Origin of the sequence: Pseudomonas fluorescens, from assembly GCF_900215245.1 — a bacterium.
In the GTDB taxonomy this organism is placed as follows: domain Bacteria; phylum Pseudomonadota; class Gammaproteobacteria; order Pseudomonadales; family Pseudomonadaceae; genus Aquipseudomonas; species Aquipseudomonas fluorescens.
Map to the genome: position 1 here is coordinate 6,458,496 of NZ_LT907842.1, position 25,976 is coordinate 6,484,471.

General features: G+C 61.5%; 21 protein-coding genes, 1 tRNA gene and 1 pseudogene. 8 read left to right on the plus strand and 15 right to left on the minus strand.

All coding sequences use genetic code 11. The features are described from left to right. Positions 1-46: 46 nt before the first annotated feature. The 5 genes from CPH89_RS29755 to CPH89_RS29775 all read left to right on the plus strand — a co-directional run bounded on the left by CPH89_RS29755 (position 47) and on the right by CPH89_RS29775 (position 8,091). The gene (locus tag CPH89_RS29755) at positions 47-3,220 is read left to right on the plus strand and encodes a hybrid sensor histidine kinase/response regulator (RefSeq protein WP_053257032.1); all 3,174 of its coding nucleotides are present in this window, start codon (positions 47-49) and stop codon (positions 3,218-3,220) included. A gap of 23 nt (positions 3,221-3,243) precedes the next feature. Beyond that, positions 3,244-3,891 (plus strand): response regulator, encoded by a 648-nt coding sequence (locus CPH89_RS29760; RefSeq protein WP_053257033.1) that lies wholly within the window; start codon positions 3,244-3,246, stop codon positions 3,889-3,891. A 195-nt stretch (positions 3,892-4,086) separates the two neighbouring features. Further along, entirely contained in the window at positions 4,087-4,689 is a 603-nt protein-coding gene (locus CPH89_RS29765; protein ID WP_053257034.1) for a fimbrial protein, read from the plus strand. Positions 4,690-4,763: 74 nt separating this feature from the next. Then, positions 4,764-5,495 carry a fimbrial biogenesis chaperone gene (locus CPH89_RS29770; protein ID WP_053257035.1) on the plus strand — a complete coding sequence of 244 codons (732 nt, stop codon included), beginning with the start codon at positions 4,764-4,766 and terminating at the stop codon, positions 5,493-5,495. Positions 5,496-5,580: 85 nt separating this feature from the next. Next, positions 5,581-8,091 (plus strand): fimbria/pilus outer membrane usher protein, encoded by a 2,511-nt coding sequence (locus tag CPH89_RS29775; RefSeq protein ID WP_053257036.1) that lies wholly within the window; start codon positions 5,581-5,583, stop codon positions 8,089-8,091. Between the two features lie 113 nt (positions 8,092-8,204). On the opposite strand, the pseudogene CPH89_RS29780 reads toward CPH89_RS29775, so the two are convergent. Continuing rightward, positions 8,205-8,456 (minus strand): annotated as a pseudogene (locus tag CPH89_RS29780) (type VI secretion system tube protein Hcp); the annotation flags it as partial. A gap of 138 nt (positions 8,457-8,594) precedes the next feature. On the opposite strand from CPH89_RS29780, the gene CPH89_RS29790 reads away from it, so the two are divergent. Beyond that, entirely contained in the window at positions 8,595-9,152 is a 558-nt protein-coding gene (locus CPH89_RS29790) for a hypothetical protein (RefSeq protein WP_053257037.1), read from the plus strand. 138 nt (positions 9,153-9,290) lie between these two features. Beyond that, complete coding sequence (locus tag CPH89_RS29795; RefSeq protein WP_053257038.1) at positions 9,291-10,448, plus strand: hypothetical protein; 1,158 nt, start codon at positions 9,291-9,293, stop codon at positions 10,446-10,448. A gap of 51 nt (positions 10,449-10,499) precedes the next feature. On the opposite strand, the gene CPH89_RS29800 is transcribed toward CPH89_RS29795, so the two are convergent. The 11 genes from CPH89_RS29800 to CPH89_RS29850 all read right to left on the minus strand — a co-directional run bounded on the left by CPH89_RS29800 (position 10,500) and on the right by CPH89_RS29850 (position 24,291). Further along, a complete protein-coding gene (locus CPH89_RS29800; RefSeq protein ID WP_053257039.1) occupies positions 10,500-10,934 on the minus strand; it encodes a RidA family protein in 435 nt (144 codons plus the stop codon). 11 nt (positions 10,935-10,945) lie between these two features. Next, a complete protein-coding gene (locus CPH89_RS29805) occupies positions 10,946-12,529 on the minus strand; it encodes a flavin monoamine oxidase family protein (RefSeq protein WP_053257040.1) in 1,584 nt (527 codons plus the stop codon). Positions 12,530-12,539: 10 nt separating this feature from the next. Further along, the gene (locus tag CPH89_RS29810; protein ID WP_053257041.1) at positions 12,540-13,466 is read right to left on the minus strand and encodes an ABC transporter substrate-binding protein; all 927 of its coding nucleotides are present in this window, start codon (positions 13,464-13,466) and stop codon (positions 12,540-12,542) included. Between the two features lie 18 nt (positions 13,467-13,484). Continuing rightward, positions 13,485-14,258, minus strand: a complete 774-nt coding sequence (locus CPH89_RS29815; RefSeq protein ID WP_053257042.1) for an amino acid ABC transporter ATP-binding protein — start codon at positions 14,256-14,258, stop codon at positions 13,485-13,487. Next, a complete protein-coding gene (locus CPH89_RS29820; protein WP_053257043.1) occupies positions 14,251-15,222 on the minus strand; it encodes an amino acid ABC transporter permease in 972 nt (323 codons plus the stop codon). Before CPH89_RS29820 ends, CPH89_RS29815 begins: the two co-directional genes overlap by 8 nt. A 25-nt stretch (positions 15,223-15,247) precedes the next feature. Then, positions 15,248-17,641, minus strand: a complete 2,394-nt coding sequence (locus tag CPH89_RS29825) for a TonB-dependent receptor plug domain-containing protein (RefSeq protein ID WP_053257044.1) — start codon at positions 17,639-17,641, stop codon at positions 15,248-15,250. 406 nt (positions 17,642-18,047) lie between these two features. Continuing rightward, positions 18,048-18,839, minus strand: coding sequence for a Fe(3+) dicitrate ABC transporter ATP-binding protein FecE (gene fecE, locus CPH89_RS29830; RefSeq protein WP_053257045.1), 792 nt, complete (start codon positions 18,837-18,839; stop codon positions 18,048-18,050). Positions 18,840-18,843: 4 nt separating this feature from the next. Beyond that, entirely contained in the window at positions 18,844-19,812 is a 969-nt protein-coding gene (locus CPH89_RS29835) for an iron chelate uptake ABC transporter family permease subunit (RefSeq protein ID WP_053257046.1), read from the minus strand. After that, positions 19,809-20,798, minus strand: a complete 990-nt coding sequence (fecC, locus tag CPH89_RS29840; RefSeq protein ID WP_053257047.1) for an iron-dicitrate ABC transporter permease FecC — start codon at positions 20,796-20,798, stop codon at positions 19,809-19,811. Before fecC ends, CPH89_RS29835 begins: the two co-directional genes overlap by 4 nt. Before the next feature lie 2 nt (positions 20,799-20,800). Further along, positions 20,801-21,715, minus strand: a complete 915-nt coding sequence (locus CPH89_RS29845; RefSeq protein WP_371850817.1) for a Fe(3+) dicitrate ABC transporter substrate-binding protein FecB — start codon at positions 21,713-21,715, stop codon at positions 20,801-20,803. A gap of 170 nt (positions 21,716-21,885) precedes the next feature. Beyond that, positions 21,886-24,291, minus strand: a complete 2,406-nt coding sequence (locus CPH89_RS29850) for a TonB-dependent receptor (RefSeq protein ID WP_053257049.1) — start codon at positions 24,289-24,291, stop codon at positions 21,886-21,888. A 178-nt stretch (positions 24,292-24,469) separates the two neighbouring features. Between CPH89_RS29850 and CPH89_RS29855 the strand changes: the two genes are divergently transcribed. Continuing rightward, a complete protein-coding gene (locus CPH89_RS29855) occupies positions 24,470-25,099 on the plus strand; it encodes a CatB-related O-acetyltransferase (RefSeq protein WP_053257050.1) in 630 nt (209 codons plus the stop codon). A gap of 68 nt (positions 25,100-25,167) precedes the next feature. Here CPH89_RS29855 and CPH89_RS29860 read toward each other — a convergent pair. From CPH89_RS29860 to ihfA, 3 genes are all read right to left on the minus strand, one after another. Further along, positions 25,168-25,244 (minus strand) — tRNA-Pro (locus CPH89_RS29860). A gap of 90 nt (positions 25,245-25,334) precedes the next feature. Beyond that, positions 25,335-25,691 carry a MerR family transcriptional regulator gene (locus tag CPH89_RS29865; RefSeq protein WP_003174972.1) on the minus strand — a complete coding sequence of 119 codons (357 nt, stop codon included), beginning with the start codon at positions 25,689-25,691 and terminating at the stop codon, positions 25,335-25,337. After that, a complete protein-coding gene (gene ihfA / locus CPH89_RS29870) occupies positions 25,672-25,974 on the minus strand; it encodes an integration host factor subunit alpha (protein ID WP_002553164.1) in 303 nt (100 codons plus the stop codon). The genes CPH89_RS29865 and ihfA overlap by 20 nt, the downstream gene beginning before the upstream one ends. Between the last annotated feature and the right edge of the window lie 2 nt (positions 25,975-25,976).

Genomic DNA, 25,976 nt, shown 5'->3' on the forward strand with positions numbered 1-25,976 from the left:
AAGCTCCATCCAGTGCCGATTTATCCTGCGCCTGCGGAAACCTCTGATGAAGCACAACAACGCGATCCTCGAAGCCTTTACCCGCAGCTCGTTGCGCCTGAACAAAGGCCTGATGGTGCTGATCGGGATCGCGTTGCTGTTGGTCCTCACCAATTACTGGTCACTGCAACGAGGGATCGAAACCCGTTACGGCGCAACGCTTTTTCACTTCGCGCGGCTGATGGAAAACCTGCAGGAGCAAGAGTCGTACCTCAGGAGCCTGACGCATCCAGGCATCCAGGCCGAACTGCTGCGTGCCACCAACGTTCAGGTCAGCCTGAAAAGCCGCATGGTCGACAACCGCCGTACGCTCTATGAAGGCCAGAAGTATTCGTTTTCAGTGCCATTCAGCGCCAAGTTCGATGAGCAGCAAGTCAGCGCCGCCGCCAGGCCGCAGATTTTTGCCCTGGGCGCGCACCTGACCAGCTACTACAGCGCCTTCTGGTCCTCGTCACCGTACGAGGCGCCGCAAACCTTTTTGCTCAACCGCCAGGCGAACTACACCATCACCGTTCCCTCCGTGGGCTACCAGCGTCGGGAAAGCACCGAGGAAACCGGCAACCTGGTGGCGGTGGTCAACGCCGTGCAAAACACCCTGGAGCAAACGCCGCAACCGCTGGAGCAGGATCGCGTGTATTGGCAGGCCGGTCCCGAGTCCGAACACTTGCTGGCGTACATCGGCCTGCCTCTGGATGGCCAGGGCCAGGTGGTGATCGGCACCTTGCTCGACCTGGCCCTGGCCGACGATGTGCAGCGCGCCCTCGACCACTCGGCGTTTGATCGCTTCACCCTGATTGCCCCCGACGGCACGCGGTTGATCGGGCCAGAAACCGAAGCGCCACTCAGCGATGGCATGCACATCACCGCCAATGGCTTCGAATTCAAGATAACCCAAGCGGGTCAGCAGCCGTGGAGCGCGGTGTATGGCCTGAACTACTCGCACTTCTTCCACTCCGCGTTGTGGCCGCTGAGTACCCTGGCCCTGCTCTTCGGCAGCCTGATTGCCCTGGGCTGGGCCGGCAGCCGCTGGTACCGGCGCCAGGTCATCACCCCAGCGCGCCTGGCCCACGAACACATAGCCGAAAGTGTCGCGTTCAGCCGCGTGATCATCGACACCGCGCCCACCGGCCTGTGCGTGGTGCGGCGCAGCGACGGCAAAGTGCTGATCGAAAACCAGCGCGCGCAACAGTGGCCGGGCAGCGCACGCCTGGTGGCGGCCATGGCCGGTACCCACGACAGCGCCGAGAGTGGCGAGACGCACCTGGAAATCGAAGGCCGGCACCTGCAAATCGGCTTTGTGTCGACCCGCTATCAGGCCGAGAACGTGCGCCTGTATGCGTTCAACGACATCACCCTGCATATCGAAGACGCCCAGGCGTTGGAAGAAGCGCGCCACGCCGCTGATGCGGCCAACAAGGCCAAGACGCTGTTCCTGGCGACCATGAGCCATGAAATCCGCACACCGCTGTATGGCGTGCTTGGCACCCTGGAATTGCTCGGCCTCACGGACCTGGACGCGCACCAGAAAACCTACCTGCACACCATCCAGCGTTCGTCGGGCACGCTGTTTCAGCTGATCAGCGATGTGCTGGACGTGTCGAAAATCGAGTCCGGGCAAATGGCGATAGAAGCCGTGGATTTCTGCCCGCTGGACCTGCTCGAAGACACTCTCCACACTTACACGGCCTCCGCCCAGCGCAAGGGTTTGCAACTGTACAGTTGCATCGACGCGCAGTTGCCGGACTGCGTGATGGGTGACCCGATGCGCATCCGCCAGATCCTCAATAACCTGGTGAGCAACGCCATCAAGTTCACCGATGTCGGACGCGTGGTGATCCGCGTCAGGGTCATGGCGCTGGATGCCGACAACGTTGAGCTGGAATGGCAAGTCACCGACTCCGGCGTCGGCATTCCCGAGGCGCAGCAAGCCAAGCTGTTCGATCTTTTTTACCAGGCACCGGACACCGCGAGCGAAGGCGGCGCCGGGCTGGGCCTGCCGATTTGCCGCTGGTTGGCGCAGATGATGGACGGAGAAATCCGCGTGGTCAGCGAGCCCGGCCTGGGCAGCAGCTTTACCCTGAAAATGCGCCTGCCACGGTGTTGCGGCACGCTGACCAACCTGCCGCAGATCGAACCCAGCGCGACGCCGGTGTATGTACAGGCACCGGTGCGCGAATTGGCGCAGTCGATGAGTGACTGGCTCAACCGCCTGGGCATTGCGGCCGCCCTGGCGGCGACCAGCCCCGAAAAGGACAGCCGCCAGGCGGTGCTGGTGGACCTGTTGCCCAACGAGTCCGCCAAACCCTGGGCCGGTCAACGTGTGCTCTGCCTGCCGGGTGCACACAGCCCGCCGCTGCATACGGCGCAAGGCTGGGTGGTGGATATGCACGACATACGCAGCATCGCCGCCACCGTCTCACTGGCGCAGCACGGCAAGCATGAGCAACCTGCGGCAGCGCGACCACAAAGCGCCGGGCAGTTGGGGCTGCGCATCCTGGTGGCCGAGGACAACCCGGTCAACCAGGCGATCATCAAGGAACAGCTGGAAGCGCTCGGTTGCTCGGTGAGCCTGGCCGCCAACGGCGAACAGGCGCTGCAACTGTGGCAACCGCAGGCCTTCGACCTGGTGCTGACCGACGTGAATATGCCGCTGATGAACGGCTATGAACTGGCCAGGACCTTGCGCGAGCATGACCCGCAATTGCCGATTATCGGCGTGACCGCCAATGCGATGCGCGAGGAAGGCGTGCGTTGCCTGGCAGTGGGCATGAACGCCTGGATCGTCAAACCCTTGAGCCTGCAAACCCTGCGCGGCCAGTTGGTCAAGCTGTGCAAGGTCAAGCCGCCGCTCGCGCCTGTCACGGCGGTATTCGACGACAGCGTGCAGCTGTCGGACAAGATGCGCCCGCTGTTCATCAGTAGCGTGCAGCATGACTTGCAGCGCATCGGCGTGGCGCTGGCGCAGCGTGATGCCCATGGCCTCGGCCAGTTGCTGCATTCGACCGCCGGTGCCCTCGGCGCAGTGCAGGCGCTGAGCCTGGCCCAGGCCTGCATCGAATTGGAAAGCGCGCTTAACCGCGGCAGCCTCGACACCCCGCTTGAGCTCAAGGTGAAGACTGTGATGCAGCGTCTGTCGGCCGTTCTGGAGTCTCTCCAGCCCGGGCACACTTCACTTACTTGAACTGGCACTACGGACGGCCCTTTATGAAAAAATTCAACGTGGTAATCGCGGACGATCACCCGATCGTGTTGCTTGGCGTTCGCGAACTGGTGGAGCGCGACACGCGCTTTCAAGTGGTCGGCGAAGCCGTGTGCTCGGCCGGCCTGATCGAGCTGTTGCAGCGCCAGGGCGCCGACATTGTGATCACCGATTACAACATGCCGGGCGACTCGCCGTACGGCGATGGCCTGAAGCTGGTGGAATACCTCAAACGGCATTTCCCACAGGTACAGATCCTGATCCTGACGATGATTTCCAACCACCTGATACTCACGCGCCTGCAGGAGCTGGGCGTGGTCGGCATCATTCAGAAAAGCCAGTTGCACACCGAGATTCAATTGGCGCTCAAGGCGATTGCACAGCAGAGCGCCTATCGCAGCCTGGAACCGCCCAAGACGTCAGTGATCGAGACCCTGACGGCGATCGACGAGCGCTTCACCAGCTTGTCGCCCAAAGAGTTCGAGATCCTGCGCTTATTTATTTCCGGCATGAGCGTGAGTGATATTGCGCGCAGCCAGAACCGAAGTTCCAAAACCATCAGCGCACAAAAAATATCGGCCATGCGCAAACTTGAAGTGAGCAGCGACCAGGACCTTCTTGCGTATTGCCTGGCGCGTAACATTTTCAACTAACCACTTACTTGCAAGCCATTCCTGGATAATGGCTTCGCCCTTTATTTGCTGGCTTCCCGCCCCTTCAAAAGCGTAACTAACCTGCCCGCCTCCACGCTTATAAGAATCGTCTTATTCGCGCCCGCCGCCTCGCCGCTTACTCTTTCCTCGCAGTTCAACAACAGCATTTTCCAACTAACACTAACGGACATCACCATGAAGAAGTTTTCCCTGGCTGTTATCGCCTCGGCCATTATCGCCGCTTCCGGCAGCGCTTTTGCCGCTGATCCTGCACCGACGCCAACCCTGGGCGGCAGCGGTAAAATCACTTTCACCGGCGTGATCAACAACGACGCGTGCTCGGTTGACGGCGCGAACTCCGACCGTACCATTTCGGTGGACATGGGCAACGTGTCGATCAAAGACATGGGCACCGCGGAAAACCCAACTGCCGGTCGCGTCACCGCCAAAGACTTCAACCTGAACGTCAACTGCAACCAGGGCACCAAAGTCGCGATGATCTTCGACGCCAACAACGGCGGTTCGGGCCTGGTCACCGGCAAAAAAGTACTGGCCCTGAACCCAGGTTCGGCGACTGCACAAAACGTCGGTATCGCCCTGCTCGACAGCAAAGGCGGCCTGATCGACCTCAGCTCGCCAAGCACCGCGCGCATTGAAAGCACCATGCACGGCGCCGGCACTGCAGGCGGCGACGCCACCCTGAGCTTCGCAGCCGCCTACGTCACTACCGCTGCAACCAACGCCTCCACGGCCGGTCGCGGTGACGCAACCCTGCCGTTCATCCTGCAATACGAATAACTCGGCGCCCCGCGCACCGAACGTGCGAGGCCCTGCGGCCTCGCCATTTTTCTTGACTACACCGGATAACCCTCATGCTGCCTCGTTCTATCGCCGCATGCCTGGGGCTGCTGGGCATGCTTATGGCTACCCAGGCCGCCGCCAGCATTTCACTGAATGCCACCCGTATCGTATTCGATGGCGACCACAAGGAAGCCAACATCACCGTGCGCAACGGTAACCAGGATGTGTTGATTCAATCCTGGGTCGACATGAACGACGCCAGCGGCAGCCGTGCGCCGTTTGCCGTCACCCCGCCACTGGCGCGGGTATTCGCCAAGGAACAACAACTGCTGCGCATTCTGTACGAAGGCAAAGGCATGCCCACGGACCGTGAGTCGGTGGTGTGGCTCAACGTGCAGGAAATCCCCAAGGCCAGCGAAACCGAGAACACCTTGCAGTTGGCGATCCGCCAACGCATCAAGATTTTTTACCGCCCTGCCGGCCTCACCGGCAGCGCGCTGCAAGCACCTGCACAGCTCGAATGGACGCTGGCCAAACACGGCAGCCAGACGCTGTTGCAGGTGAAAAACCCGACGCTGTACCACGTGTCCATGGCGGACATCAAAGTGCAGGCGCAACTGGCCAGCGACTCCACCATGATTGCGCCCGGCGAGGAAAAACAGTTCCCGCTCAGTGCGCCAATCGCCAGCGGCGCAGTGCAGTTGTCGTTTTCCAGCATCAATGACTATGGCGCGCAGAACCACTACACCGCCGCTGTGTCAGGCGTTGCCTCGCACGCTACTGAAGCGCGCCTCAAACCCTAAGCCTTTTCTCTAACCCACAGGCTCACTTCGCGTGCGTGTTTGCGTGCCCGGCTGTTCGCCAATCAGGGATGTCACAGGTCTTCGCATGTCTTTTCTTTCCAGCAACAGGCCCGCACGGGGCGCACTGAAGTTGAAGACGCTGTCGCTCGCGATCGCCGCCAGTTTGCCCGTGTGGGCCATGGCCGATGAGGCTGCGGAAACCTTCAACACCACCTTCCTGCAAGGCTCGCAGTCGCCGGTCGACTTGCAGCAATTGCTCTCGGCCAACAGCGTACTGCCGGGTAATTACCGGGTTGATCTGTACAGCAACGAAGTACTGGTGGGCCGGCGCGATATCGACTTCAAGCGCAACCCGAAAAACGCTCGCGTCGAGGCCTGCCTCACCCTCGACCTGCTCAAGCAGTTGGGTATCGACATGACCCGTTTGCAGGCCGAAGGCAAACTCGACCCGCAGCAGCCACAAGCCTGCTACGCCCTCGCCGAGTTGATTGAAGACGCCAGCGTGCGCTACGACAGCAGCCGCCTGCGCCTGCTCGCCAGCATTCCGCAAGTGGCCATGCAGCGCGGCCTGCGCGGTTATGTAGACCCGCAGTTGTGGGACGACGGCGTTCCCGCCGCCTTCATCAACTACCAGCTCAACAGCAGCCGCACGGCCGGTGACTATAAAACCCGCATCGCCAATAACCTCGGCTTGCGCAACGGCATCAACCTGGGTGCCTGGCGCTTGCGCAACGAATCGAACATGAGCAACGGCACCGGGCGTTCGAACACCTTCACCAGCAACCGCACCTACGTGCAGCATGACGTGACCGCGATCAAGGGCCAGTTCAGCGCCGGTGAGATCTTCTCCGACACCGACTTGTTCGACAGCGTGCGTTATCGCGGCCTGAAACTCGCCTCCGATGACGGCATGCGGGCCGACAGCGAACGCGGCTATGCACCGGTGATCCGTGGTGTGGCGCAGACCAACGCGACCGTAGAGATTCGCCAGAACGACTACATCCTCTACACCGCCAACGTTGCGCCCGGCCCGTTCGAGATCAACGACATTTACCCCAGCGGCTCCAACGGCGACTTGCAAATCACCGTGATCGAAGCCGACGGCAGCCGGCGTGTGACGATGCAGGCATTTTCCAGCTTGCCGATCATGGTGCGTGAAGGCCAGATCAAATACAGCGTCTCGGCGGGTACCTTCAAAAGCAACGCCGATGGCCTGGCGAGCCCGACGTTCATCAGCAGCACCCTGGCGTACGGCTTGACCAGCAACCTCAGCGGTATCGTCGGCCTGCAAGCCAGTGACGACTACAGCGCGCTGTCGATCGGCGCCGGCAAGAACACCGCGTTCGGCGCTTTTTCCCTGGATACCACCCACTCGTCCAGCAAAGCCCGCGGGCAAACCACCCAGGGCAGCAGCGTGCGTGCGTTGTACGCCAAGACCTTTGCCGGCACCGACACCAACTTCACCCTGGCCGCCTACCGCTACTCCACCGAGGGTTACCGCACGCTCACCGACCATGTGGAAGACATGAGCGAAGACGTGCGCGTGCGGACCGGGCATTCGAAAACCCGGACCGACCTGACCATCAACCAGAGCCTGGGACGCAACAATGCGCTCGGCAGCCTGTATGTGAATGCCAGCGACCAGCGTTACTGGAACCGCGGCGGGTCGCAGAGTTTATCCGCCGGCTACACCGGCAACTGGGGCGACATGAGCTACAACGTTGGCGTGACGCGCACCAAGCAAATCGTCACCTTGGGCGAGCCCAGCAGCGACACGCAGGTGAACCTGTCCGTCTCGTTCCCGCTGGGCAGCCAGGCCCGCGCCCCCCGAGCGTTTGTCACCACCAGCCATCAGCATGGCGACACCACGACGCAGGCGGGTCTCAACGGCTACGTCGCCGATACCAGCGACACGTTCTATTCGGTGCAGGCGGGCCACAGCGACACCAGCGGTGACTCCGGTTCGGTGAATATCAACAGCCGCACCTCGGTGGCGGATGTCAGCGTCGGCTACAGCCAGGGCCAGGGCTACAACGCGCAGAACCTCAACCTTGCGGGTTCCGTGGTGGCCCATGCGGGCGGCATCAACCTGGGACAAACCGTCAGTGAGACCTTCGCACTGGCCGAGGTGCCGGGCATCGCCGGGGCGAAGATCAGCAGCTACAGCGGCGTCGAAACCGGCTACAACGGCTATGCGGTAATCCCCACGGCCCAACCTTATCGGGTCAACTGGATCAGCCTCGACACCCGCGACCTGGGCGGCGATGTGGAAATCACCAATGCCACCCAGCAACTGGTACCGCGCCGTGGCGCCGTCGTGGTGGCGCGTTACAGTGGCAGTACCGGACGCCGCGTGTTGTTTGAGTTGTACGACGCACAGCATAAACCGCTGTCGTTCGGGGCTTCGCTGGAGGACGCCAATGGCAAGCAACTGGCGATCGCGGATCCGAACGGGAATGCGCTGGCATTGGTGGAACAGGATCAGGGCACGTTGATCATCAAGTGGGGCGAGCAGCAATGCAACGCAACCTATGCGTTACCGCCGCAGAACAAAGCGTTGAACTATGAGCGTCAGGCACTGGTGTGTACGCCTTGAGGGCGCGGACATCTGCACCCTCCACCTGACGTACAGGGCGCTCAATGCGGGCGCGCCGTTCAGGCTAAGGTGCAGCCGATACGCCCGCCTTCTCGACACCGGTCGATGAGGCCTCAGGCCTTCACGTTCTGGCGGATATTCCAGCCAAACTTTACCGGCCCGCCGTCCTTGCCTCCGTCGGCTTTCTGCGGCTGGTAACTGACGTCGACGGTGGCGAAGTTCAGGGCAACACTGTCTTGCAGGACATCGGCGCCGTTTTCAGCGCTGGTACTGTAGGACACCACCATGACTTCCTTCAGGCTAATCACCAGATACTCCACCGGGCTCGCGCCTCCCGCCTTGCGCACCACCAGTTTCGCTTGCGGATTAAGTGCGACAGAAATGCAACTTTCCACCGCCAATCACATAAGAGATGCCGTGGCTGCAACCCTGGGTTTCGCCAGCAGCTCGATGCCAGAAAAAATAAAGACATGGGCTATTGGTCTCTACGAGGAAGTCACTCCGTGAGCAAGCGCAAAACGGTAAAAGACCTTGGCAAATCCGCAAAGGATCAAACATGGAAAGCACTGACGTCCGAGGAGCGCGCCTACGCCTACTGCTACTTTGAAAATCCACGGGAGTTCAGGAGACGCTATGCACTAGTAATTGGAGCCGATCTACTTGCCGGCTGTTTTACGATTGCGATGACTGCCCTCCTATTGTTGGTGACATTTCTCTCGAGCCTGCCGGAAGAACGTGCAGTCAGACTCTTTTTTTTCGGCAGCGTTGCAACAAGCCTTGTCCTGTTCTTTTCCAAGGCTCAGATCACCTATGGTCGAATCCACTTGGTATGGGTCAGTGTCGGCATCTACGTCACCTGCTTACTGATATCGCTGCCCGCGATAGCGTACCGCCCCCCGTTTTTTCTATACGCCATGTCTCTGCTTAGCCCTCTGATCGGCCTACTGATCCTCAACAGCCACCGCTGCCGCGAACTGCGCCACAAGATGGTAGAAATCCGCCAAAAGCGCGAAGGTATCATCCTCACCCTGAACAAACAGGGCCGCTGGAAAGGGCGGTAAGCCCTCAACACATTCATCGGCACACGCCCAGGAGCAAACGCTGACGACCTATCCAATCAGTCAGTGCCCATGACGTCGCAACTTTGGCAAACTGCCGCGCGACGCTGCCACTGAGCACAGCCCCGCAAGGAAGAAAAAATGACCCATATGGACTCGATCATTCGCCAGTTTTCTGCCGAAGGCGCCATCCACCTTTACTCAAGCCCACCCTCGGTACTGACGCCCGCCGACCTCTACCGCGCCAAGGACGACGCGCATTTTCGGGCAGCGATTGCCGGCAGCAATATCTACCTGATCACCGCCCGGCGGCGGGTGCTGATCAACCCTCACAACCTGCAACTGCTCGGTCGAGCAGCCTATGGCAGTTTTATCGTGATGGACGAGCAAGGCGTGCAATCCGTGCCCTTCCGATACGACATCCCGCGGATCGGGCCGGATGATCAGGATGAGATCGAACAGGTTCTCGTGGCGCCGAACGGTACGCACCTGATCATTCTGTCGACCTCACGGCAAATGACCACTGCCGCGCATATCGTGGTGGCGAACGCGATGAGCGCCCTGGAGGCGGACCATCGGGACATGAACGTGCTGTATGTCGGCCAGGGCATCGGCAAGGTGCATACACGCACGGCGGTGGACCGGCTGTTGAACCACACCACCCTGCAACGCATCCTCGCTGAAACCTCGACCAACAGCCCGGAGCTGGAGGTTTCAATTTTGCTCTATCGGTTTGAGCACGGCCGGACGATGATCAGCAATGGCGGTGACCTGAATGCCGAACCGATTGCCAGCGATCAGGACGAAACGGCGCATTTCGAACGTCTGCGCAATGTGCGTTTGAACCGCGATGAGGTGGTCACGCTGGCGGAGGCCGCGCTGATCAACCACTTCAAGCCGCACTACAACACCCTGCTCAAGTCGACGAACTTCGCCGCCAACCACAAGATCAAGCCGCTGAAAAAGCTCCTGGCCAAGGGGATCACCGGGCTGACCGTAGAAATCTGCACGTCCACCCTCAACGCACGCCTGGGCACCCGCGATGCGCTGCCCATGGAGCTGAGCACCTTCATGCCGGCTGATGTCCTTGAGGGCTGCAACCTCGACAGTGAGCAGGAAAAGCAGGCATGGGCCGAAGAACTGCGGGTCATGGCGCACACGCACTACGCCAGTTTCCCCCTCACCACACCCCAGGAGCGCGATACCTTTATGCACGGCATGGTGTGGCTCGGGGAAACAGACCGCGAACACATCTGGCCACTGCCCGGCAAGGGTGCCCAGCCCCCTGCCACCCCATGATGTTTATGGGGTGGCGAGCGGGCTTGCCCCCCCCAGCGGCTCACGCCAAGATCACGTGGTGCGGGCAGCGATGGCTTCGACTTCGACCAACGCCCCCGGCAATGGCAACGCCACCACTTGCAACGCGGTACGCGCCGGTTTGTTCGGCTGCTCGGGCGTGCCAAAGAATTGCGTATAACCACGCTGCAAGCCAGTGAAGTCGAGCTTGCCGGCGGTTTCTTCAGCGCCCACCAGGAAGACCCGCAACTGCACGATATCGCCCAGGTCCAGGTCTTGCTCACGAAGGATCTTGCGCAGCTTGTTGAACACCGACACCGTCTGCACTTCGGTATTGCCATAGGCCGCCGGCGTGCCGGTCGGTGCGTTCGGGTCAGCCACGTCCGGCAAGGTGCCACTGACAAAGACCAGACTGGCGGAAGCCGGCACAGTGACCGTTTGCGAAATCGGGAAATCACCGACACGGGTGCGTTGAATGCTGTCGCTCATGATATTGCTCCTCAAGACGCGGCCACGGCCGCAATGTGTCGTTGTTGGGTAACCCGCTCAGCCAGTTGAGCGACCACAAAGCGGGCCGAGTTGGCCGCTGATTCCTGCCAGATGCCCACGCCGCTTTGCACCAACCCGTCACCGGCGAAGTACACACGGCCATGGGCCTGTTCCAGCAGGCGGCTCGCGTCGGCCGGAAAGTGTTCGCGTTGCAGCCAGGGGCCTTCGCTGTAGGGAATCTGTTCCCAGGACACCGCCAGCGGGTTACGCAGGTAGCGTGAGTAACCCGGATGCAGCAGTTCAACGGCCTCCTTGGAGGTGGCGTATTGCTGGGCGAACGCTTGCGCGCCAAACACGTCGGCACCCTCGCCGGTGACGTAACCGGCCACCAACACACCTTCGCGGGTGTTGAGGTCATTGCTCGGGTACCACAGCAGGCGCGCCGGGTGCTCTATCCACGACAGGCCACCGTAGGTGCGGTAGTCGGTCTCCCAGAAGCGTGGGGACTGCCACGCGACTTTGGTCGCCTGGTCGCTGCGGGTGCTGAGCAACGCGGCTTTGACCGGCTCGCTGAAGTCGGTGTCGAGTCTGGCCAGCAGCGGCAGCGGTAATGTCGAGATCAAATAATCGGCGCGCACCACTTGTTCGCAAACGCTGTGCTGGTCGTGGTAAGTCACCGCCACGCCATCTTCCAACTGACGGATCTGCCGGACTTGAGCGCCCAACTGCACGTGCTCGCTGACGCGCTGGTAGAAGGCGTCGGTGATGCGGTCCATGCCGCCGACCGGTTGGAACATGGTTGCCGAGAACTCGGGGAATTCGGTGTGCAGCAAGGCACCCCACAGCTCGGGATGCAGCAAGCGCTCCAGCGCCAGCGGGCTGCGGCTGGCGGGCAATGCGCCGGGGTGTGCAGGCGAATCCAGATGACCGGCGCGCAGGCTGCCCTCATAGGCAAGTTCTTGCGACAAGTCGCCGTAGACCTGCAAGAAGGCCAGCAAGCGCGTGCGTTCTTCGCCGCTCAACACATCATCGAGTGCATCGCGCTGCACGGCGTTGGCCAGCAAACCGGAGAGGTGCCCACGCGCATCGTTGATCGCCTGGCCGACGGTGAACGCCGGCTGTTGCAGATCCGGGCGCACCTGGGCGCCATGGCTGCTATTGACCAACACCTCCAGCGGCACAGCCAACTCGCTGCAATAATCGAGAATCGTGCGGTGCTGGCTGGGGATGCGTGCCGGGCCGGCGTTGAAATACAGGCCTGGGTCAAACGCCACGGTTTGCGTGCGGCCGTCCTTGTAGTCCACGCGATCACCCTGGCGCAGGGTCCAGGTGCGCCCGCCGACGCGGTCACGGGCTTCCAGCACTTGCACGCTGAACCCGGCGCGGGTCAGCTCCAGGGCGGTGACCAACCCGGCGATCCCGGCGCCCAACACCAGCACGCGAGTGCCTTGCCCCAGACCGTCCTTGAGTTTCAGCGGTTGCGGCCGCCGATGTGACGAGGGGCCCAAACCCAATACCGCCAGTGCATCCTTGACAGCCTTCTCGCCGCCGACCGCGGCGATGCTCGACAACGCTTCACGTCGTGTCAGTCCCATCTCGATTCTCCTAGTCCGGCAAGCCCGGCGGGTTGATCAGCGACGTGTCGACGCGCTCCACCTCCAGGCCCCAACGCTGCAGCACCTGTTCGTATTGGCCACCGGCAATCGCGCCCTCCAGGGCGGTATGAATAGGCTGGACCAGGCCGTTGTCCTTGCGCGTGGTCACCGCGATATCCGCCTTCAATGGCCAACCACCGTTGACCGTACCGACACGCTTGATGCCGCCTGTAATCGCCGCCGAATAGGCGTACACCGAGTTAGGCCCGAACAGCGCATCGCTGCGCCCCGACTGCACCGCCAATTGCGCGGCAGCCTGATCGTCGAAGTACTGCAACAACGCAGGCTTGATGCCGGCCTTTTCGTTGGCCTCGTTCCATGCCAGCAGAACCTTTTCCTGGTTGGTGCCCGAGCCGACGATGATCTTCAACCCGGCAATGTCCGAAGCCTGTTTGATCTCGGTGATTTTGCTGGTGCTCTTGACGTAAAAGCCGAGCACATCCTGGCGATAGGTGGCGAAGTCAAAGCGCTTCTTGCGCGCCTCGGTCACGGTGACGTTACTGATCACCGCATCGTATTTGCCCGAGCTGACGCCCAGCGGCCAATCCTCCCAACTGGTCTGCACCACGTTGAGTTGCAGGCCGAGGCTGTCGGCCACCAGTTGCGCGGTGTCGGCCTCGCTGCCGATGGTGGTCTTGTCGTCACTGGCCAGCAGTGCCAGCGGTGGCCCGGCCACGCCGGACACCGCCACCGTGAATTTGCCCGGTTGGGCGAACTTGAAGCCCGGCGGGATTTGCGCGATGGCCGCCTCGTTGCGTGGCACATGAATGCGTGCGCGGTCAGGGCTGAGGTCGACGGGTCGCGTGGCGGCGAAAGCCGTATGCGCGGCACTGACAGCAAGCGTCAGCAAAGCCACACGGGCGGTATTGATGAACATGAGCAGTCACTCCTTGAACTAAAGCACCTTGCCGAGAAAGGCCACGGTGCGGGGATGTCGGGGTTGGCGAAAAACCTGTTCGGGCGGGCCCTCTTCGATCAGTTGGCCGTCGCAAAGAAACACCACGTGGTCGGCTACCTCGCGGGCAAACCCGATCTCGTGGGTGACGATCACCAGGGTCACGCCCAATTGGGTCAGGCCCTTGATCACGTCGAGCACCTCGCCCACCAGCTCCGGGTCGAGGGCCGAAGTAGGCTCATCGAACAGCAACACCTTGGGGTCCAGCGCCAGGGCACGCGCGATGGCCACACGTTGTTGCTGGCCGCCGGACAGCTGGCGCGGGTAGGCATCGAGCTTGTCCGCCAGGCCGACCTTGGCCAGCAGTGCGGACGCCTTGGCTTGAGCCTCGGCCTTGCGCCAACGCTTGTGCGCCAGCGGCGCTTCGGCGATGTTTTGCCAGGCGGTGAGGTGCGGGAACAGGTTGAAGTTCTGGAACACGAAACCGACGTCGATACGCCGCTTGAGAATCTCGCGTTCCTTGAGCTCGTAGAGCAGGTCGCCCTTGCGGCGGTAGCCGACGTATTCACCGTCGATGGTGATATGCCCGCTGTCGATTTTCTCCAGGTGGTTGATGGTGCGCAGCAAGGTGGATTTGCCCGAGCCGGAGGGGCCGAGAATCACCGTGACCTTGCCCGGGTCGATGGTCAGGTCGATGTCTTTCAACACCTGCTGGTTGCCAAAGCGCTTACCCACGCCCTGGATCTGGATGCGCCCGGCACGTGCTTCACCCATGGGTTTTCTCCTTGAGCCAGCGGCCTATGCGTTGCAGCGGTGTCGGCGGCAGCACGCGCGCAGTGCCTCGGGCGAAATAGCGCTCGACGTAGTACTGGGCGCTGGTCAGCACGGTGGTGATGATCAGGTACCAGACGGTGGCGACGATCAGCAACGGAATGACCGCCTGGGTGCGGTTGTAGATAACCTGCACGGTGTAGAACAGCTCCGGCAACGCGAGTACGTAGACGATGGACGTGCCCTTGACCAGGCCGATGATTTCGTTGAAACCCGAGGGCAGGATCGAGCGCAAGGCCTGGGGCAAGATGATGCGGAAGATCCGGCGCGAGGCCGGCAGCCCCAATGCCGCCGCGGCTTCATGCTGGCCGGCGTCGACGCCGATCAGGCCACCGCGAATAATCTCCGCCGCATACGCCGCTTGCATCAGGCTCAAGCCCAGCACCGCCACGGTGAATTGGCTGAGCACATCCACCGTCGACCATTCGGCGAACACCACAGCGGTGAACGGCACGCCGAGCACGATGTGGTCATACAGGTAGGCGAAGTTGTACAGGATGATCAGCACCAACAGCGCCGGCATCGAGCGGAAAAACCAGATATAGCCCCACGCCAATGCCGCCAGCAGCGGCGAGCCGGACAGCCGCGCCAGGGCCAGCGCAGTGCCAAGGATGATGCTGAACACCGTGCTGAGCAGCGTCAGCAACAGCGTCTGGCCGAGGCCGCGCAGCACCGACGGCGAGAAGAACCATTGACCGAACACCGCCCATTCCCAACGCGGGTTGGTGGCCAGGGAATGCACGATGGCGAGCAACACCAGCGCGGCGAAGATCGAACCCGCCCAGCGCCAGGGGTGCCGGGCCGGGACCACCTGCAGTGCCTTGATCGGCGTGGAGACACGGCGCTGGCGAACCGGGTAGTCGGTGACCTCATCGATCAGGTCATAGGTTTTGGCGACAATGGGCATGTTCTATTCCTCGCGGGTAGCGGCCTTAGAAGGCATAAGTCAGCCGGGTGTAGTAGTACCCGCCGGTAAAACCGTAGGGCGAATAGGTGCCGTAGCTGGCGAGCATGGTGCTGCTCGGCACGCCTTGTTTCTTGGGGTAGAGGTCGAACAGGTTCTTGGCGCCGACCGCGATGTTCAGGGCTTTGGTGAGGTTGTAGCCAAGGTCGAGGTCGGTGATCCATTTGGCGCTGTAGAGTCGGTCCAGGCTGCGGTCGGCGGAGACGTTGACTTCCTTGTAGGTGCCATAGCGTGTCAGGGCCAGGTTGAGGTTGAAGCGGTCGAGGCTCCAGTCGCCGCCGAGAATCAGCTTGGTGCTGGGCTGGACGCCGGTGATCAGATTGCGCGCCTGGCGATCCATCAGGTCATAGGCGGTGCCCAGGATGGTGGTGGACGCCTTGTAGTTGAGGATCCGGGTCTGGTTCCAATTGAACGCCGCCGTCCACTTCAAAGAGCCGTACTGGCCAATGTCCTGGTTGTAGTTGCTGACCAGATCCACGCCTTTGGTGCGGGTGTCGGCGCCGTTGATGAAGTACTGGCCGCCGGAGGTTGAGTTAATGCCGTTGTTCTGCAGCACCTGGGTGACTTGCGGCCCGAGCAAGGTACCGGTCAGGGTGATGCGGTCGCGCAGGTTGATCACATAGGCGTCGGCGGTGAAGTTCAAACGGTCGGTGGGCGTGAGGGTGAAACCCAGGCTGAAATTGGTCGAGCGCTCGGGTTTCAGCTCTTGAGCGCCGAGGGCCTTGGCCGCCGCCGAACCCACCGGCAGCACACCGTAGTTGATCGACTGGTAGACCCCGTCGACCACGCCATAAGTGGTGGAGCGCGCACTGAACAGGTTGTTGGCCAGGGAAGGCGCGCGAAAGCCATTGCTGACCGTGGCGCGCACGGCAAATTGCGGGGTGAAATCGTAGCGCGTGGTCAGCTTGCCGCTGCGGGTGGCGCCCACGCCTTCGTTGTAATGCTCATAACGCAAGGCGGTGCCCACGTACCAGTCCGGCAGCGGGTTGAAACCCACATCGACATAGCTGGCCAGGCTGTTGCGCGAGGCGCTGGTGGCTTCGTCCGGTGAAATACCGTTGGTGACCTGGGCCCCGGATGACGCGCAGTTGCCCGGTGCCACGCAATAACCGCCGTTGGCATAAGACGCATAGTCACCGGCCTGCACCTCATAGGTGTCGCGTCGATGCTCGAAGCCGTAGGACAGGTCCAACGGTTTTTGCAGGCCGACGTCGAAGCCGCGCTTGAAGTCGACGTTGGTGGTCAGCTCGGTGGAAATCCAGGTGCCGGAGGTGAAACTGTTTGGCGTGTACTCACCCAGCGACGGGTTCTGGTTGTGGGTGGTGCCCTGCTCCGCTTCGTTGCGCCCGTAGGTGGTGGACACGTCCCAGTCCCACCCGCCGACGCTGCCTTTGCCGCCGACTGCGGCCTGGAAATCATCCTCGTCGATGAACCAGGTCGGCGTATAACCGGCCGGGTAGCCGTTCGGTCCGGTCGTAATGGTGTTGGTGATGGTGGGCAGGCGGTAGTTCTGCCCCTGCTCGGCGTTGCGTCGTGAGTACGTGGTGAAGGAATACAGGCTGAGACCGTCATCGATCGGCAGCTCGGCGTTGTAGCCCAAGGTCAGCAGGTTGGTCTTGGGCGTACCGTAACCGCCATAGGTGGCCCTGCCGGCCTGGTTGTAGGCTTGCTCATAGGTGTAGCCGTTGGCGCTGGCCTTGTTGTCGTCATTCTGGCTGCGTGCATCCAGGGCCAACTGCACGATGCCGCCGTCGCCGATTTCAAACCCCTTGTTGAGGCTCTGTTGCACGGTCTGTTTCTTGCCGTCGTAACCCTGCCCGATATGGGTCACGGCGGTGCCACTGGTGTCGGCCTTGAGGATCACATTGATCACCCCGGCGATCGCATCCGAACCGTATTGGGCTGCGGCACCGTCGCGCAGCACTTCCACATGGTCGATGGCGCTGATGGGAATCAAGTCGAGATCTGCCGGCGCCGCGCCGGTGTTGATGCCGTTGATGTTCAGGGTGGCACTGGTGTGGCGACGTTTGCCATTGACCAGCACCAGCACTTCGGCGGCGCTCAGCCCGCGCAGGTTGGGTGCGCGGGCAATGCCGCTGGCATCCCAGCCAGTTTTTTCCGGCAGGGTCAGCGACGGGATGACCGCGCTCAAGGATTCCATCAAGCCGGGCTTGCCGGTGTTTTGCAGTTGCTTGGCGCTGACCACATCGATCGGCACCGGGCTGCTGGTGACGGTGCGCTGTTCGGCGCCCCGGTTGCCGGTGACCACCACGGTGGACAGGGTGCTGTCGTCCTGGGCCTGTGCGGCGCCGGCCAACAGGGCCAGCGCCAGTGCGGTGGTGGGTTGTAAAACGTGCTTCATGGCCACTCCAAACTTTCCAGATCGCGAAGTCGGGCAGTCACGCCGTCGTCGGGACGGCGCGAGGTGCACGGTTATCAGGGAGGTGTAAGCGATCTGTAACTAGGTGTGGGGCGAGCGAGGGCTTTGAAATGGCAACATACGTTGAACTCCGTTCCAACGATTCTGCCGCAGGGTCATTACCCGGTTATGGCGCGCAGAATCTGAATCACGCTGGGTACCATCCGAGGTCAGGGGTAGGCTGTTGCGATCAAACATAACGGAATGAATTTCAAAAATATAATGCTATTTGGCAATAAGCTAATATTCTCAACTTTCATCACTTGCAAAAACATTATTCATATAAATAATATTTATGCCGAACAGAACGCGATTTGCGGGCAACCCGCTTGCCGCGTTTGCGATCACATCAGGCACGGGCACGGGTGCTTTTTTCCACCAGGCACATAGGCGTACCGGCCAGCGGCTCCTGCATGACCTGCACGTGCACATCGAACACCTGGCGCATCAGTTCGGCACTGATCACCTGGGCAGGCGCGCCATCGGCAACCAGCTTGCCGCCGTGCATCACCGCCAGATGATCGGCATAGCGGCAGGCCTGGTTGATGTCATGCAGTACGGTGATAACGGTTTTGCCTTCGGCGGCCAGTTCGCCCATCAAGTCGAGCAGCTCGACCTGATGGCTGATGTCGAGGTAGGTGGTGGGCTCGTCAAGCAGCACCACCGGCGCATTTTGCGCCAACACCATGGCCAGCCAGGCGCGCTGGCGCTGGCCGCCGGACAAATCCGCCAGCGCGCGGTCGGCCAGGCTGTCCAGTTCCAGGCGTTGCATGGCTTGGCTCACATGGGCTTGATCGTTGCCGCTCAGGCGCCCCCACAGCGAGTTGTGCGGGCTGCGACCATAAGCGACCAACTGGCGCACGCTGACACCCTCCGGCACCGGCAGCACCTGGGGCAAAAACGCAATTTGCCGTGCCAACTGGCGCGCGGACAGGCTGGCGTAGGCTTGGCCATCAAGGCTCAATTCGCCTTGGGTGGGTTTAAGGATGCGCGCAAACGCCTTGAGCAAGGTGGACTTGCCGCAGCCATTGGGGCCGATCAACGCGGTGACGCGACCCGCTGGCGGTGTGAACGACAACCCCTGCACGATTCGCGTTGCACCGTAGCCAATGTCGAGCTGTCGTGCCTGAAGAATACTCATGTCATCAGCCTTTGAACCGTGCCAGCAACCAAAGAAAATACGGCGCACCAATCACCGCCGTGAGAATACCCGCCGGGATTTCGCTGGGCGCGATCAACGTACGCCCGACGGTGTCGGCCAGCACCAGCAGCAGCGCGCCAATCAGCATCGCGGCGGGCAGCAAGTAGTGGTGATGCCCGCCGACCAGGCGCCGCGCCATATGCGGCGCGACCAGACCGATAAAGCCAATCGGCCCGATCACGCCGACGCCCAGGCTGGTGAGCACCACCGCGCAGGCCATCGCCAGCCAGCGCGTACGGCCGAGGGCGGTGCCCAGGCTGTGGGCGGCTTCGTCGCCGAGGGCGATCAGGTTCAGCGGTTTGGCCAGGCACAGGCCCAGCGGGATCAGCAGCAGAAACGGCAGCACCAACATCACATGGTGCCAATTGCGACTCCACAGGCTGCCGGTCAGTGCGAGCAACGCGGTGTTGATGTCCAGCGGGTGAGACAGGATCAAAAACTCGGTGACGCTGGATAAGGTCACCGCAATCGCCACACCCGAGAGCGCAAAACGCACCCCGGAAAAACTCACGCCGGTGTTGTACAGCGCCAACAGCAAGGCGCCGCCCGCCCCGCCCAGGCAGGCTACCAGCGGCAGCCAGGCAATCGGCAGTTGCGGCCAGCTGATGATCGCCACCGTCAGCGCCAACCCTGCACCCTGCGTCACACCGAGAATTTCCGGTGAGGCCAGCGGGTTGCGAATCACCCCCTGCACAATTGCCCCCGCCAGACCGAACGCACACCCGGCCAGGATGGCGATCAGGCTGCGTGGCAGGCGGTGGTTCCACACTTCAAAATCGAGGGCGTCGTGGGCCACCAGGCGATCCAGCACGGTTGCGGGCGTGAGCCACACCGTACCGGCACTGAGGCTCACCAACAGCGTCAGCAGCAACAGGCCCAGCAGCAGCCATAAGCGCAAGCGTGGCCGGCTCATAGGGCACGCCTGGCAAGGAACAGAAAGAACGGCGCGCCGATCAGCGCGGTCACCACGCCCGCCGGGGTTTCCACCGGAAAGGCCACGGCGCGACTGAGCAGGTCGGCGCCGAGCACGATCACCGCGCCCAATGCTGCGCTCAACGGAATCAGCCAGCGGTAGTCGTTACCGAGAAATTGCCGAATGATATTCGGCGCGATCAGCCCGACAAAACCGATCGGGCCGACCGCGCAGACGCTGGCGCCCACCAGTAACAAACTGGCGACAAACACCTGCAGGCGCAGGCTGGCGATACCCACGCCCAATGAGCGCGCAGCGTCTTCGCCGAGGTTGATCAGGTTCAAGCGCGGAGCGCACCACAGCGCCCACAGGCCGCCGATCAACGTGCAGGGCCAGAGCAATTGCACCTGGGCCGCTCCGACATTCGCCAGGGAACCGGCCAGCCAGTTCAACACGCTTTGCGCCTGCGCCTCGACCAGAATCACGGTGAGCCGAGTCAATGCCGCGCACAGCGCCGCCACGGCCACACCGGCCAATACCAGCCGACCTTGCGCAGTGGTCGGCGACCAGGCACCGCCGAGGCTGAATACCGTTACCCACGCCAGCGCGCCGCCCAGGCAGGTCATCAACAACGCACCGCCGGCGAACGGCGGTGCAACCAATCCGGTCGAAAACAACGCCAGCCCCAGCGCTGCGCCCGCTGTCACGCCAAACAGCGAAGGCGACGCCAGACGGTTACGGGTGATTCCCTGCATCAGCGCACCGGCCAGCCCCAGGCAGGCACCGATCAACGCCGCACACACTGCTCGCGGCACCCGCAACTGGGCGACGATATAAGCCATATTGCCGCCTGTGTGGCCTTGGTGAACCAGACCATTCCAGGCATCGGTCGGGGTGATCACAAACGGCGACCAGCTGTACAGCGAGCACCAGAACAACACGGCCCCCAGCAGCACAATACTGATCGCCGCGACACTGCGCTGCACGGTTATTGGCTCAATACGGCATGGCCGCCTTTAAGAATCGCGAGGGCGTCTTCTGCGATCTGCTCCGAGGCCAATACACCACGGTTGCGCGCCCAGCTGTCGCCATCGACTTCAGCGACGTGCTGATTGCGTACCGCGCCGAGCACTTGCCACAGCGGCTGCTTGCTCCAGGTATCGACGATGCTGGGGCGACGGTAGTGCCCTACCAACAACCAACCTGGGTCCAGCGCGAGCAATTGTTCCAGGCTGACAAACTCGGTTGGTGCAGCCTTGGCGCGTACCGACGGCACTTTCAAGCCAATCGCCTCCAGCACACTGCCGGCGTAAGAGTCCGGGCCGTGCACGGAAAAACTGTCCTCACGCGCAACGCCGAACAGTACGCTGGCGCCGGCGGGAATCTGCTGCGCAATCGCGTTCAGGTGCTCACGGTTCTGCGCGATACGCGCTTGCATCTGCGGGCTTTTACCCAGGGCCTTGCCAATCAGTTCGGCGGATTTCAGGCTGCCCTGGTAATCCTCACCGCGTGATGGCAACAACAAGGTTGGCGCGATGCTCGCCAAGTCGCTGTAGAGCGCCTGGTGACGATTGAGGTCAGCGACGATCAGGTCCGGCTTGAGCCGGGCGATTTCCTCGATGCTTGGTTGCGAACGCAAGCCCACTGACGTCCATTGGCCGATGGCCTGGCGCACACGCGGCAACACTCGGTTGGCATCGCCATCGTCGGCGGCCCCGACTGGGGTGACGTCAACGGCAGCCAGGCTGTCGAGAAAAGAAAACTCCAGCACCACCACGCGCTTGGGCGCATCCGGCAGGTGCACCGCATGCTGGCCGTCATTGAGGTCGATGGGGGCCGCGTTCAACACGCTGGAGGAGAATGCCAGGAGGCAGGCGGCAAGGGTCGGGATGGAGCGCAGCATTCGCATGACAAAGACCTCGGCGTTAAAACACCCAGGCGGGAGAGGCCTGGGAAAACGGCGGGTACTATTCCATATCACGGCGATGCAATCAAAAAACATTCTTATTAACGCGGCGAGTCTGGGGTGTGCCCAGGGCTATGTGGGCGCCAGCGTCCACATAGCCCCGGTGCTTAGAAGTCCACCGTGGCCGACAGCAAATAGGTACGCGGCGTGGACAGGGTGAGGCCCGGTTCACTGTCATCCGAAGCACCGGCCGAACTCCAGTAGCGTTTATCGGCGACGTTCTCGACATTCGCGCGCAAGGTGATCTGCTTATCGTCGACCTTGAAGGCATAGCGCGCACCGACGTCAAGGCGGGTCCAGGCGTCGATTTCCTTGACGTTGGACTGGTCGAGGTACTGCGAGCTGGAATAGATACCACGGCTGGTCAGGGTCAAACCTTCGACAGTCGGCACATCCCATTCGGCGCCCAGGTTGACGTTGTACTTGGGCGTGGCGGGGGCGCGGTTGCCGTCGAAAGTACCGTTGGTGGTATGAGTGAGTTCGCTGTCGATAAACATCACGCCACCCAGCAGGCGCACGCCCTTGAGCGGCTCGCCGAACACGCTCAGTTCCACGCCGTCGTTCTGGCGTTTGCCGTTGGGGCCGAACACCCGTGTAGTGGCGTTGGTTTCGTAGGCCGGCTGCTTGATTCGGAACACCGCAGCCGTCACGGCAAACGCGCCGGCGTCGTACTTGGCGCCGACTTCAACCTGGCGGCTGACAAACGGCGGGAAGATTTCATCTTCATTGATCGAGGTCGAAGGCGCGATTTTGCCCTGGCTCAAGCCTTCCATGTAGTTGGCATACAGCGACAACTTGTCGGTGGCTTTGAAGAGGATGCCGCCCGATGGCGAGACTTTTTCCTCGTCATACGCCGTATCGCCTTTGACGTTGTCGGTCCAGTCGTCGACCTTTACCCGCTGCCAGCGCGCGCCGAGGGTCAGTAATAAACGCTCGTCGAAAAAGCCCAGGGTGTCCGACAGCGCCACGCCACTGAAGCGGTTCTCGGTGTAGACCCTGGAATCCAGGCGTGTTGGCCGTGAAGGGGTTGGGGTTTCTACCGGGTTGTACAGGTTGCTCGGCGCCGCCGCATACCGCGCGCCGCCGTTTTCAAAATCCATGTAGAAGTCGCTGGCCGCCAGGTTAATCTCATGGCTAACGGCTCCGGTATGCAACCAACTGCGCACCCCGGCTGTGGCGGTGCGCACGTTTTCATCGCGGGTGAAATCCCGTGGCAATACGCTGAAATCCCCGGCGTTGTTGGTGACGGAAACCGCGTGACGCAGGAAGTCGTGGTGGCTCTTACGCGCGCCCACACCGCCATAGAGCATCACGTTATCACTGAGGTCAAACTCGCCGTTAACGGTGCCGAAGGTGTCATCGGTGCGGGCTTTGCTCCAGGGCTGTGCGTAGTTATGGCGCACATCGTTGGCGCTCGGCACCCTGGCATTGGCGCCGACTTGTACACGTTCTTGTGGCGCGTCGGTGTCGCGCTCGGTGTGGCCTATATCCGTGGAAAGGCGCAGGCGCTCGCCGCGAAAATCCAGGCCCAACACGGCCATTTCACGGTCGACACGCTGGTGATCCCATTCGGTATCACCGGACTGCTTCACGCCATTGAAACGCAGGCCAAATGTGTTGTCCTCACCAAAGCGCCGTCCCACATCCACCGCGCCACCGGCCTGGCTGCCGGAGGCCCAGGTACCGGTCAACGAGGTGATGTCCTTGTCGGTGGCGCGCTTGGGCACTACGTTGATCCCGCCGCCGACGCTGCCGCGCGGCGAGATGCCGTTGAGCAACTGGCTCGGGCCTTTGAGGATGTCGACGCGCTCGGCCATTTCCATGTCGATGGTGTAAGTCGGCAGCACGCCATAGAGGCCGTTGTAGGCCACATCGCTGTTGAACAGGCTGAACCCGCGAATGGTGAACTGCTCGTAGCGCCCGCCCGCCGGGTTGGTGGTGCGCACCGACGGGTCGCTGGCAACCAGCTCGCCGAGGGTGCGCGCCTGCTGGTTCTTCACCGCCTCGGCGGTATAGGTGGTCATGCTGAACGGCGTTTCCATAAAGTCACGCGAGCCGAGCAGACCTTGCGATCCGCGGCGCGCCACTTGGCCGCCGGCATAGGTATCCCCATCGGCCTGCCCCGTCATACCGAGGATCGACGTGGGTGCCAGTTGCAGGCTGCTGCCCTCCGGCACCGGCACCAACTTGTACGCCTGCTCGCCCAGCGCTTGCAGTTGCAGGCCCGATCCCCCCAGCAACTGCGCAAAGCCCTCCTCCACCGCGTATTCACCCGACAAGCCGGCGCTGCTGCGACCGCTGACCAGCGCCGGGTCCACCGACAGGTTGACCCCGGCGAGCCCGGCAAAACGGGTCAATGCGGCACTCAGGCTACCGGCCGGCACCTCATAGCTGCGGCGCTGAGTGCTATCTTCGGCATAGCTGATCGGGACAAATAACGGGCTGGTACAGAGGCTCAGCATCAGGCTGAGGTTCAGCAACGGGCGCAAGCGCAAGGGTGAGACTGCGGGCATTGGGGGAAGCTCTCGATTTTGTTCACTTGCCTGGAATGACAGGCGAGGTGAAAAAAAGGGACAGGCTTCGACGACTATTTTCAGAAGATCAATAAACGGCTCCACCTTCGTCTTGCATAGACGGCACCCATTCCTCACGATGTCGCCTGATTTCAATCTCTGCAAGAAGGCTCACCCCATGAAGCTATTGCGTAAATGGCGCGAACATAAAGCGCGCAAGGCATTACGCGCGCTCTCCCCGCTGGAGCGCTCTACGCAAAAACTGCGCAACCGTTACCCCGATTACAGTTTTGGCATCGGCACCTACGGAGACTTGAAGGTTCATGACTGGCATGAGGGCACAACCCTGCGAGTAGGCGCCTACACCTCGATTGCCGGCAATGTCGAAGTGTATTTGGGTGGTCACCATCGCACTGACTGGCTCAGCTGCTACCCGTTCCCGGCCAAGGTTAAAAGCCTCGCCCACATCACCGACTTCGGCGGCAGCAAAGGTGACGTCACCATCGGCAATGACTGCTGGATCAGCTCGCATGCGAAGATTCTGTCAGGCGTGACCATCGGCAATGGCGCGGTGGTTGCCGCCGGCTCGATCGTCACCAAGGATGTCGCGCCGTATGCCATTGTCGGCGGCAACCCCGCCAAACATATCCGCTGGCGCTTTGACGAACCCACCCGCCTGCTCCTTGAGCAATCCGCCTGGTGGGAATGGTCGGAAACCGAAGTCTGCGCGATCGCGCCTTTGCTCTGCAGCACGGACATCACCCCGTTTGTGGACTACCTCAAACAGCGCGAACGCACGGCTGGCTGACGCCACCTGAAAGTGTGACGCATGAAAAAGCCCAACCTTTTCAGATTGGGCTTTTTCAAAGAAGAATATGGTCGGGACGGAGTGATTCGAACACTCGACCCCTAGCACCCCATGCTAGTGCGCTACCGGACTGCGCTACGCCCCGACTAGGCGTGTTACTGGGTTCGCTTCGCAACGAAGCGATCAGGAATATACCGCAAGCTTTTGAAATGTGGAAGTATTTTAAAAGCCTGGGTTATTTCTTCAAAACCACCAGCACATCTTCGAGTTCGGAGATCATCTGGCGGATCAATTGCTTGTATTGGGTGGTGTCGTCTTTGGCTTCATCACCGGACATACGCTGGCGCGCGCCGCTGATGGTGAACCCCTGATCGTAGAGCAACGCGCGGATCTGTCGGATCATCAGCACATCCTGGCGCTGATAATACCGACGGTTCCCGGTGCGTTTGACGGGGTTGAGTTGAGGAAACTCCTGCTCCCAATAGCGCAGCACGTGCGGTTTGACCGCACAGAGCTCGCTGACTTCACCGATGGTGAAGTAGCGTTTGCCTGGGATGACGGGTAGCTCGTCGTTATGACTTGGTTCCAGCATAAGCCTCAACTCGGGCCTTCAACTTCTGCCCTGGACGAAAGGTGACCACACGGCGAGCCGTGATCGGGATTTCTTCTCCCGTTTTTGGATTGCGGCCAGGCCGCTGGCGTTTGTCCCGCAGGTCAAAATTGCCGAAACCGGACAATTTGACCTGTTCGTTGTCTTCCAGAGCGTGCCTGATTTCTTCAAAAAACAGCTCGACCAATTCCTTGGCCTCGCGCTTGTTCAGACCCAACTCTTCGTACAGACGTTCCGCCATCTCAGCTTTCGTCAAAGCCCCCATAC